The organism is Candidatus Babeliales bacterium, assembly GCA_019749895.1.
Classification (GTDB): domain Bacteria; phylum Babelota; class Babeliae; order Babelales; family RVW-14; genus AaIE-18.
Genome location: JAIEPG010000011.1, coordinates 1 through 11,256, shown reverse-complemented (window position 1 = coordinate 11,256; position 11,256 = coordinate 1). Strand labels below are relative to the sequence as shown.

11 protein-coding genes and 1 tRNA gene are annotated in these 11,256 nt (G+C 40.6%); 4 read left to right on the top strand and 8 right to left on the bottom strand.

Annotated elements, in window-relative coordinates:
- From K2W90_06540 to K2W90_06505, 8 genes are all read right to left on the bottom strand, one after another.
- The coding region (locus tag K2W90_06540; GenBank protein ID MBY0353993.1) for a hypothetical protein at nucleotides 1-383 on the bottom strand (383 nt) is incomplete at its 3' end.
- A gap of 90 nt (nucleotides 384-473) precedes the next feature.
- Nucleotides 474-2,717 carry an ATP-grasp domain-containing protein gene (locus tag K2W90_06535; protein ID MBY0353992.1) on the bottom strand — a complete coding sequence of 748 codons (2,244 nt, stop codon included), beginning with the start codon at nucleotides 2,715-2,717 and terminating at the stop codon, nucleotides 474-476.
- Between the two features lie 51 nt (nucleotides 2,718-2,768).
- Complete coding sequence (locus tag K2W90_06530) at nucleotides 2,769-3,443, bottom strand: ribulose-phosphate 3-epimerase (protein ID MBY0353991.1); 675 nt, start codon at nucleotides 3,441-3,443, stop codon at nucleotides 2,769-2,771.
- A 16-nt stretch (nucleotides 3,444-3,459) separates the two neighbouring features.
- The gene (gene asd / locus K2W90_06525) at nucleotides 3,460-4,377 is read right to left on the bottom strand and encodes an archaetidylserine decarboxylase (GenBank protein MBY0353990.1); all 918 of its coding nucleotides are present in this window, start codon (nucleotides 4,375-4,377) and stop codon (nucleotides 3,460-3,462) included.
- A gap of 7 nt (nucleotides 4,378-4,384) precedes the next feature.
- Nucleotides 4,385-5,236: a hypothetical protein gene (locus K2W90_06520; GenBank protein MBY0353989.1), complete on the bottom strand. Its 852-nt coding sequence runs from the start codon at nucleotides 5,234-5,236 to the stop codon at nucleotides 4,385-4,387.
- Between the two features lie 120 nt (nucleotides 5,237-5,356).
- Complete coding sequence (locus tag K2W90_06515; protein MBY0353988.1) at nucleotides 5,357-5,848, bottom strand: hypothetical protein; 492 nt, start codon at nucleotides 5,846-5,848, stop codon at nucleotides 5,357-5,359.
- Nucleotides 5,849-5,937: 89 nt separating this feature from the next.
- Complete coding sequence (locus K2W90_06510) at nucleotides 5,938-6,357, bottom strand: cupin domain-containing protein (GenBank protein MBY0353987.1); 420 nt, start codon at nucleotides 6,355-6,357, stop codon at nucleotides 5,938-5,940.
- Between the two features lie 130 nt (nucleotides 6,358-6,487).
- Nucleotides 6,488-6,576 (bottom strand) — tRNA-Ser (locus K2W90_06505).
- A gap of 201 nt (nucleotides 6,577-6,777) precedes the next feature.
- Here K2W90_06505 and glmU point away from each other — a divergent pair.
- From glmU to K2W90_06485, 4 genes are all read left to right on the top strand, one after another.
- Nucleotides 6,778-8,256, top strand: a complete 1,479-nt coding sequence (glmU, locus tag K2W90_06500; GenBank protein ID MBY0353986.1) for a bifunctional UDP-N-acetylglucosamine diphosphorylase/glucosamine-1-phosphate N-acetyltransferase GlmU — start codon at nucleotides 6,778-6,780, stop codon at nucleotides 8,254-8,256.
- Entirely contained in the window at nucleotides 8,253-9,503 is a 1,251-nt protein-coding gene (locus K2W90_06495; GenBank protein MBY0353985.1) for an exonuclease SbcCD subunit D, read from the top strand. The genes glmU and K2W90_06495 overlap by 4 nt, the downstream gene beginning before the upstream one ends.
- Nucleotides 9,504-9,594: 91 nt before the next feature.
- Nucleotides 9,595-10,629, top strand: coding sequence for a hypothetical protein (locus K2W90_06490; protein MBY0353984.1), 1,035 nt, complete (start codon nucleotides 9,595-9,597; stop codon nucleotides 10,627-10,629).
- 94 nt (nucleotides 10,630-10,723) lie between these two features.
- On the top strand, nucleotides 10,724-11,256 hold a 533-nt coding region (locus K2W90_06485; GenBank protein MBY0353983.1), incomplete at its 3' end, for a hypothetical protein.

Here is an 11,256-nt window from a genome sequence, read left to right as displayed (position 1 = left end):
CGAATGCCCCACCACTGATTATGCACACCAAGCGCGATACTATCAAACGTAAAAGGCGCCTGAACAAACTGCCACTCTTTACCTTGTGCACAACCGGCAGTAATGCCCGCACGCATGAGCAACTGGCCCTGCACATTTAAACCCACAACCTGCAACGCAGCATTAACAGTTATATATTTGAATGGCTCACCAGAAACAGCTTCCCACTTATTCTCATGATTTCTATGCAGTAATTTTTCTGCGTTACTAAACTTTACACCATTCCCGCGATCAAGACCCCACACAACACTATAGTCACCAAAGCCTGGATCTTTGAGCGCACGTAGTTGCTTAGCAGTTCCAAAACTTACAACTATGCACAACAACAGTAGAATAGTTTTCATGTGCTCCACTCCTTTTCAAAAATTAAACATTTTTAAAGTGGAATTTAGTGTAGCACCAGCACAAGAACTTAAGTCAAGAAAGCTCAGCAACTATGAAGAAAGATGGGTATGCAATTCTTCTTTGGCGGGATGATGGCTTGTTTTTTTCTGTCCGTGCAACTGAAAGCCAAGCTCAACAATTTTATCGATAAACGCCATGGGCTTACTCCCGGTTTCTGCCACTTGATGAAACAAACACGTTGCAGGCGTTAGTCCTGGTAACGTGTTTATTTCAAGAATAACCACCCGTTCATGACCAGTAACGCTTTGCTGAGCTGTTTGATAAAAGCAATCAATCCGTGCGTAGCCTTTACAACCAACAACCTGATACACATCTTGCAATGTTTGCTGTACCAGTGTTGTTGCATGCACACTAATTGGTGCTGGTGTAATATTTTGGCCATCACCAGGCAAAAATTTTTCTTGAATCGACAATACCGTATCTTTTGCAACTGAGTAAGAAGGCGGTAGTGCAACCGGCTTTTCATTGCCATAAACACCGCACGTCAGCTCCATACCCTGCACACACTCTTCAATCAGCACATCACGCTTGCCAAGCGCAAAAACATTGTTAATACAAGCAAGCGCTTCGTGTTGACTCGCAATTTTGTACACACCAACACTACAACCATCATCAGACGGTTTAATAATAAGTGGGTAAGAAAAAGAATTAGCCAATTGATCAATAAATGCTTCTCGTTCTTGCTGACTTTTAGCGAGCCAATCGTCATTTTTGAGTAAACAATTTTGTGGGACATCAAAGCCCTTTTGTTTCAAAAAAGAATTTGTTTGGTATTTATTCATGCACAAAGCGCTAGCCAAAACTCCCGAACCATTGTACGGCATCTTAAGCATTTCAAGCGCTCCCTGCACCGCCCCATTTTCTCCTTTACCACCATGCAAACCAATAAAAACAAAGTCAGCAATTGTGGGTAAATCTGACCACGAAACTTTTATGTCATCAGAAATCAATGCACTAATTTCACGCGTTGAGTTTTGAATAAGCATGCGCTGAGACAGCTTAAATAATTGCATAGATTCATGAACAAAGACGGGGATGACTTCGTACTTGTTCGACGAAAGCTTGTAACAGACATTCCTGCCCGATTCAAGAGAAATTTCACGTTCATTTGAATCACCGCCCAATAAAACAACAATGCGTATTTTTTCAGATTGTGCCAACATAGATTCGCCCTTTTCAACGTGAAGAGTAGTCTGGATGCCATACGCACGCAATTCACTTGCAATCAAAAAATTAATTAACTGCGCATGACTCATGCCAATTTCTGCAGCTTGATGGAAAAGAAATGTAGCAGGCCCCATACCTGTCAGCGAGTTAGGATCAATAAAATAAACACCACCATCCTGCGCCAAAATACCATCAATGCGTGCAATTGTTCTAAAGCCTAAAACATCTGCAGCACGCTCACTAGCACACATAATATTTTGAGTATCCTGCTCGCTACACAACGCAGGCGTAATTTTTGCCGCACGGCCCGGCATATATTTTTGTTCGTAATCAAAAAATTCAGAGCCCGCCTCAGGAATTACTTGAGTAATGGGAAAAGAAAACCATTCGGAAGACGCATTAAGATTTTTTTGTACCGAAACACAGACAAACTCCATGCCTTCAATTTTTTGCTCAACAATAACATCTTGGACTGATTCGTTAACATACGCAGCTTTTTTTATTGCTGAAAAAAGATCTTTTTGCTCATGAACAACAGAAACACCAAAACTTGAACCTTCGTGCGCAGGTTTTACAATACACGGCAAACTAACGTGCTCAGCTTCTAAGCGCTTCATAAGTGCATCAAACGACATAGCATCAACCTCATGACCACGTACTACAATACCCGCGGGTACCAAAAGGCCATTGGCTTTCAAAATATCTTTGTGAAATGCCTTGTCCATGCCCAAGGCGCTAGCCAAAACCTTTGCTCCTAAATAGGGTATATTTTGAACCTCAAGCATACCTTGCACTATACCATCTTCTGCATAACGACCATGCATAGCAATGTAAGCAAAATCAATAAGATCTTTTAAACGGTCCCATGAAATAAACTGCGCTTCTCCTGCTAAGCGATACACAAAGTCGTCAATTTTACCGCGATGCAAAAAATGCCACGGCAACAGGTATAAATCACCCTCTGCAGCTTGAAACACCGGCACTACTTCATAAATATTGGTATCCAAATGATCGCAAATAGTGCGGCCCGAATTGAACGAAACTTCACGTTCAAGGTTCATACCGCCCATCAAAACGCCAATACGTAGTTTCTTGTTGATATTCATTGCGTTACTTTTCTCTTTTGTGACTATTTTTTGAATAATTTTTTACTAGTTTTAAGTGCTTTTTTCAGATTTGCCAAGCAAAGAATATAAATTTTTTAGGGCTTCAACATAATTTTTTGAAGAAAAAATTGCCGAAGCAACCGAAACCATATCAACACCTACCTGCTGCAACGAACAAATGTTGTCAGGACCAATGCCACCGTCCATACAAATCTTAAAATTAAAATTTTCTTGTTCGCGCAGTTGAACCAAAGCAGGAACTTTATCTCGCGCACTTTCTATAAATTTTTGGCCAGAAAAGCCAGGATTAACCGACATCAAAAGTACTTCATCAAGCAACTCGGCAAAGGGAGTAAGCTTTTCAAGACCCGTTTGAGGGTTAAGCGCAAGCCCTGTTTTTATACCTCGCTTTTGCAGCTCTTCAATAAGTCGCATGCCATCGCGAACATCTTTTAATACTTCGCGATGAAAAACAAAGCTATCTTTCGCTTGCAACTGCAAACGACTCACCCACGAAGCCGGATTGTCGACCATTAAATGTAGTTGCAGCGGCTTAGTTGTGGCACCCGCCAAAGCGTTTACCAATGTTGGCCCCCAAGTAAGATTAGGAACAAAGTGGTCGTCCATAATGTCAATATGATACCCATCAACATGAGCGTTCAGCGTTGTTAATGTTGTTGCTAAATTCAGAACATCACACGAAATTAATGAAGGATAAATTTCCATTACTCCCGTTCCTTTCTCAAACACTCACTGCTTCGCCCATTTTTACAACTGTCTCTTTTTTTTCAGAAGAATTTTTTAGCAGATCTGCTCGTAGCTTGATCATATCTTTTTTAAACAATAAAACTACCGTTGATCCACCAAATTCAAACAAGCCAGCCTCTTCGCCTTTTTTATAATTTTGGCAGACGCGATGCGTTTCTACTATTTTTCCCACCAGCATGGCGCCAACAATAATCATGAGGATATCACCAAATTTTTTTGTTTGTAAAGTAATGAGATGGCGCTCGTTTTGCACCAATGGCTGCAAGCCGGTTGCAAAAGTAATGGGGTTAACAGACTCTAAATGGCCATGAATAATTTCTGATTTTTGCACAAAACAATCGGTAGGAAAGTGATAGCGATGATAATCGTAGGGCGCCAGCCTAAAAACCATCATAGTCCCTTGCTCATACTGACCAGCCAACTCACTATCTTTTAAAAAATCTGCCAATTTAAAACGACAGTTTTTAACAAAAAATTCGTTATCACCTTGCAGATTTTCAAGCACAAAGCATTTTGCATCGGCAGGACTAACCAGCACCGTATCACGCTGATCAATCAACCGCGCTCCAGGTTTTAAGGCACGCGTAAAAAAATTGTTAAACGAATGATAGCCATGTTCAGGAACAACAAAATCATTCATGCAAATCTTATACCGCTCAATAAACGGCTGTATTTTAGATTTGGTCAAACCTGAATTTTGGTACACAGCAAAAATCTTGGCCATAAAACGATGTCGAGCAAGCAAGCGCAGCATTTTGCCAAGAGGATTGGTATAGAGAAAATTAAGGAGAGCAAACCTTTCAGTTTGCTCTCCAAACAGGCTATTCTGGTTATAAAACTGAACGCCCTTATTTTTTTGAATCTGTTTTAACCACGAGGTAGTCTTATTCATGAATATTTTATTTATTTTCCGGCTTCATTGATTCTTCCATCTTTTCAAAAAAGTCTTCTTGTACTTCGCCAACAATACGCTCGTACATGTAAGCACTCAACAAAATTGCTTGCTCTTTAAGATACGTTAATGCATGCTTATTTTGTTTTAAAACTTTTTTTACCAGATGCCAAATAGAACCCATTAACGTCAAAACTTCTTGCGAAACTTGCGTACCATCATCAACTACCGGTTGGCCATCTGGGGTTGTAACAGGCTTGTCAATATTTTCCATAACACCATCGGTAAAGTCTATTGCCATATCTTCAATGGTTTGATCACGAAATTGTGTACGATTATTTTTCAGGTGTTTTACCACAGCAACAATATTTTCTTGCACAAAAGGGGTAATACTTGCAAAGAAATTTTCAGAAAATTCTTTGTCATTCATGCTTATTTTGCGTTCAATTGCCGCAAGTCTTTTTTTGTCAGGTGTCAAAACTGTCCGATTACAAGTGCCATCAACAGATCGGCATTCGCTTGAAGCACACATAATTTCTTCAATGCCTTGTGCAATACGTGTTGTTTGATCAGCTGATTTTGCAGCTCGATCTTTTTCATTTTTTTCAGTCACATTTGCCGCTAATGATAACAAAGATCCTACAATCTCACATGCAGCTTGTTGTCGCTGTTTTTGGTCTTGCGCTCCAACCGCTTTACCAACTTTGTCACAAGTCTTGGCAAGATCGCTCAAGAATGTTGATGTGGCAATTTTTTTAGTCTCACTCTTGCACATATAGGGACATTCTGCGCTCACACCTGCGTCAAATGCCATAACCCCAACAAACGCATATGCTACCAGCTTCTTGATCTTCTTCATCGCTTCTCTCCTCGCGCTAAAAGATAATTAGTTCCCCGTTAATCAACGGACTCAACAACTTGGTTGGTTATAGCAAACAAAAAAGTGCTACGCAACAAAAATAATGTCCAAAAGAAAACTCTATTTTACAAAACCTTCTAAAGGCCACGATTGAGAAAAATCAAGATGTTCATCACTAATTGGTTGATGGTCAACCAAAAACGAAACAGCGCGAATATCTATCCCTGCTTCACGTAATGTCTTTAAAAAACATTCAACCAACTGCCATTTCTTTGCAATTGAATCATCTTTTTTAAACAATGATTGCGTAAACGAAAGATAAACTTCTTGGTTATACAAAGAAAATAACACCGCCTCAAGCCGCACCGCATGGTCAACCAGGCGCTCTTCTTGCACACACACAAGCCAACCATTCACTAAATGCTTAACATTATGCCCAAGATCATGCTTATGCCACATTAAAAAAGCTTGTTCATGATCAAACTTATCATGTTTAAAAAAATGATAGATAACCGGCTTGCGCACTACCGCCTGCAATGCTTGAACTTCAGTACTTTTAACCGGCGTATGAGACCATGCCCAATGAATAATGAGCATGTTGCGCTGAATCAAAAAAAAAATATCCCCACAACAGGAGCTGTAACAACGGCAAACAGCAAGAGATATTTTTTGAAATTCATAGTAATCATCATGCGTACCACTTAAAAACCAAGCTCGCGCAGATCAATTGTGCCGCTTGCTTCAATGCGATACGAATCTTCGTCCATGTGAAACGTAGAAAATTCCATCACTTCAGAAGGCTGTAAAGCGGTAATCCGGTGCCAAAGTCCCGGCACAATATGCTGCGTGTCGCCTGGCTCCATAACACGATTAATCTTTTGGTTACCATCAATAAGCTCAACATAAACTTTACCAGAAACAACATAAAACGTTTCTTCTTTTATTTTGTGATAATGCAGCGAACGGCAACCGGTATTAAACACCAACTTTTTACCACAGTATTTTGCATTGTTGACAATCCACTCTTCATGGCCCCAATCTTTGGGTACAACATTGACAAGCTGGTCATATTTAATGCCAGACACAATCTGTTTACTAGGAACTACGATATCTTTCTCCATGAACTTACTCCAAGAAATAATCTCTAAAAAAAAGAGCCTGCCAGCAACCTTTCAAGACCCAACAAGTTGCTCTTCAGGATGAACGGCGTAGGGTGCCTGTCCGTCTTAGCCACAACAGGCGTAGACGGAGAGGAGAGAATGGGATTCGAACCCATGATCCCGGGTTAACGGGATAACTGCTTTCGAGGCAGCCGCTTTCGACCACTCAGCCATCTCTCCAAAATCGAACGTGCGCGTAGTATCAAAGAAAACAAAAAAATTAAAAAATAATTTGCTTTATCAGTATTTTAGCATATATCTTTACAAAAAGCTTTTCAAGCCAGCTAAGTTTAAAGCACCCTTTAAAAGAAGTAAAATCATTTTGATAAAAACAACAATAAAAAATTCAGAACAATTATGCTTAATTAAAAGGAGCGTCTGATGGAAAACACACGAATCAATTGGAATGCACAGGCTATTGTTTTGGCCGCAGGACAAGCAAGCCGCTTTAAAACAAAAAAAACAAAAATGCTTTTTAACATTTGCGGCAGAAGCATGATTTTATACCCACTCAAAGTTTTAGAAGATCTCAATCTTCCCATGACGCTTGTCTTGGGCTATCAAGCCCAAGAAGTAAGAAACGAAATTGAAAAAGCCGGCATAGCAAAAACACAATTTGTTATCCAAACTGAACAAAAGGGAACCGGCCACGCCGTTGCTTGCTCTGAAGAAACCTGGGACCAGGAAGATATTCTTATTTTGTATGGCGACACGCCACTCGTGCCAAAAGAGCTGATCCGCAATTTACTCATTGAACACCAAGAAAGCAAAGCAATCATATCTTTTTGCTCAACACTGGTTTTAGACCCTGCCGGCTACGGACGCGTTATTGGTTATAATGACGGCGCAGTAAGAATTATTGAAGACAAAGATTGTACCGAAGAGCAACGAGCGCTTAATCGCATTAACGCAGGTATTTACGTTATTAAAAAAAGCTTTTTAAAAGAAAATATTCATCATATAAAGCCAAGTACTACTTCTGGAGAAATTTATTTTACTGATTTAATAAATATGGCCAGCGACCAAGGCCTACCGGTACATGTTGTTAATGTTCCTTACGACAATGTGCGCGGCATTAACACACTGCAAGAGCTATGGTCGGTTGAACAAATTAAACGATCAGAATTTATTAAACACTGGATGTTGCAAGGCGTACGCTTTGAGTTAGCACAAAGTATTCATATCGATATTGATGTTGAAATTGGCGCAGGTTCATTTATTGGCACCGGCGTACATTTGTTGGGCAAAACAAAATTGGGCGAAGAAAACACTATTGGTGCCTTCTCAATTGTAGAAAATACTACAACACAAGACGATGTTCACATTCACTCACACTCAGTTGTTCAAGACAGTATTATTGAAAATGGTGCTCACGTTGGCCCGTTTGCCCGCTTAAGAAATAACGTTGTTATTGGCGCTCATGCAGAAATTGGCAACTTTGTTGAAATTAAACAAACAACCATTGGCGCACATACAAAAATGAAACACCTGGCGTATCTTGGCAATGCCACCGTTGGCCAAAACGTTAATATTGGCGCCGGCACGGTATTATGCAATTATGATGGCGAGCAAAAACACCCAACCGTTATCGAAGATAATGCTTTTGTTGGCAGCAACAATACACTGGTAGCACCAATTACCATTGGCAAAGATTCCTACACCGCAGCAGGCTCTACCATTACTAACGACGTTGCACAAGACAGCCTTGCCATTGGCCGTTCAAAACAGGTAAACAAAGAAGGTTACGCAAAAAAAATGCGTGAAAAATTACAAAAAAAAACATCATGTGCTAATGACAAAAAAGCGCTCAATTTTCTTGGCGCAGTAAAAACAACCAACACGGAACATAACGAACTATGATCACGCTTTACCACACCGCGGACGTTCACTTTGGCGTTGAAAATTACGGAAAAATTGACGCTAAAACGGGAATTCATACCCGATTGCTTGATTTTAAAAATGCACTTGAAGAGTGCGTAAACAAAGCAGTTGAAGAAAACATCGATCTTTTTTTGCTGTGTGGCGATGCGTACAAAACAGCGTACCCAACCCCCACACAGCAAAAGCTTTTATGTTCTCTTTTGCTCAAGCTGCACACGGCAAAAATTCCGGTTGCCATTATCATTGGCAATCACGACCACCCGCTCAGTTTTGGTAAAGCAAACGCACTCGACATTTTTGACTACCTGCCACTTGATAATTTTTATGTGTTTTCAAAACCGGAAAGCGTAACTATAAAAACAAAAAATGGACCTGTCCAAGTGGTGGGCATTCCCTGGCCAACACGCAACACGCTGGTTGCCAACAGCGAACACCGCTTTAAAAATAACGCTGAAATTGCAACATGCTTGTCTGAAAAAGTAGGACAAATTATCAACTCACTGGCAGAACAACTTGACCCAACGGTGCCAGCAATTTTGGCAGGCCATTTAACCGTGAGTAGCGGCATTTTTTCTGGGTCTGAAAAATGTGCTATCTTTGGCACTGACCCCATTTTCTTGCCCTCACAACTTGCCATACCACCATTTGATTATGTAGCTCTTGGGCACCTGCACCGCCACCAAAACCTCAACCCCAAGGGCTTTCCCCCGGTTGTCTATTCCGGCTCCATTGAGCGGGTAGATTTTGGCGAACGCAAAGAAGATAAAGGTTTTTGTCGTGTGACTATCGACAAACAGACAGCCAATCAAAGTTCATGCAACGTCGATTTTATTAAAGTCACAACGCGGCCCATGATCCAAGTTGAAGTAAAGTTGGAAGCTCAAGGCAACCAAACAGAACAAATTTTGGAACAACTTAATAAAAAAGATCTGACCGACGCTATTGTCAAAATTGTTTATCATGTTCCTGAAGAGAGCAACGATAACGTTGACGTACTAGCATTGCAACGGGCCTGCAGCAAGGCCATGTACCTGGTTGGTATTTTTCCAAAACACAAAATAGCTGCGCGTGAGCATCGCGCTCAGCTCAAAGTAGACATGGACTTACAAACCATGCTGCGCTCTTATTTTGATGAAAAGAAAGAAATGGCCGACAAAAAAGAGCTGCTGATTAAAAAAGCTTTAGAACTAAACGAAACAATGCAAACGCCGGCAGCCCAAGAATAGATTTTTTTAGGTTACTCTTGCAAAAAAATAGCAGACTTTTCTACTATCTCTGTAATTATTTTCGGGTCAAAAACTATAAATGAGGTGGTAGATGAAGTTCAGAACTATTGTTTGGCTAATTTTTCTTTCTGGGCCAAGCTGGCTTGCAGGTGCTGCAAGTGGCTCACCAAAATATGATGACTTGGTAAGCACCCTAGAAAAAAAAGATATTAAAAAGGTAAACCTGGAAACAGGGACTCCTACCACCGTTTCTTTTTTTGATCCATACGATGGTAATACATATTTATCAGAACAGTACATCGAAGAACCCTACCTTGTTAAAAAAAATATTAATGGCCTAGAAATCTTTCAGGTAGAGGTCGTCAATCAAGGAGTAACATCAGTTGAAGGACTCAAGCCTCTTCCCGCCGGAAGCACTGCTGGCGGTTACTGCGGTCACCACACAAACAAAAATCTCCTTGCAGCACAAGAATTTGTTCTTAATACCTTGAAAAAAATTCCCAGCATCGGCTCAACCGCTGAAACACTTATCCAAACAATAAACAACGAACGATATGCAATCGAAAAAATTAAGGGCTGGCTGAAAGAGCTAAAAAAATCAACCGTCATTTTACCAAATACCATGACCGTACAAAACAGTGTTGTCGCAGCCCCAGACGAGTACTTGCCACCTTACACACAAATTTTGAAACTAGACAAAATACTTTTCGACAGCCCATTTCTTTTTGAAGAAAACTTTATCTTAGGACATCTTCATCTTGAATATTTGCCTATAGCACTCATTGAATCAATTAACAACAAATTTAATAAAGCACTAACCAAAAACGATTATTTTATTGGCATCAAGATACAAATACGCAACCCTGCACACTACTATGGGCTTGCACTCATGAAAATCGATGGCAAAAAAATAGCCCTGTGCTTTGACTCGCTTCTTGGCAACCGCATCGATACACCAATTATAAAATTCTTTGTACAAGCTTTTGCCTCGGACCAACCAAATGCTTTTCGCTCCAAATATGAACGAGAAATTAACCCTTTAGCACCCGTAAAAAGATCCCTCGAGGCCCTTAAAACTAAACTTGCTCAACTGGCAGGTCGGCTTAGAACCCTTGCAGGTCCCTAAAAAGTTATAAAAACTAGTTATTTTAGCGATATTTTCGTACTTTTAGCATTAGCCAAATCGGCAATAATCGGGTATCATTGTAGTGAGGATACCTATGGAAACAAACCAAAAAACGCAATTAACCAAATATTTAGCCCATTGTGGGCTGTCGTCACGCCGCAAAGTGACCGATTTGATTAATGAAGGACTTATTGCTATCAACGGGGCTATTGTTAAAAACCCTGGCGAACGCATAAACCCTACCGACACAATAACCTGCCAAGGCAGAGTTGTTCGACCTGAAAAGAAGGTCTATATCTTGCTCAACAAGCCAGAAGGATTTGTTTGTACGCTTTCAGACCCTAACCAAGAACGAACGGTTATGGAACTAGTCCAGCTACCAAGCAAACAACGCATTTACCCAGTTGGTCGTTTAGACCAAGACACCACCGGTGTTTTGATTATGACCAACGACGGTGATTTGGCACAACAACTTGCACACCCACGCTTTGCCAGAAAAAAAGTGTACCACACGCTTCTTGATCGCGATCTAGATCCACGTGATTTAGAAAAGATTAGAAACGGCATCACGTTACGGGACGGCAAAGTTAAAGCAGATCGCACCTATTTTGTACAAGGCAGAACCAA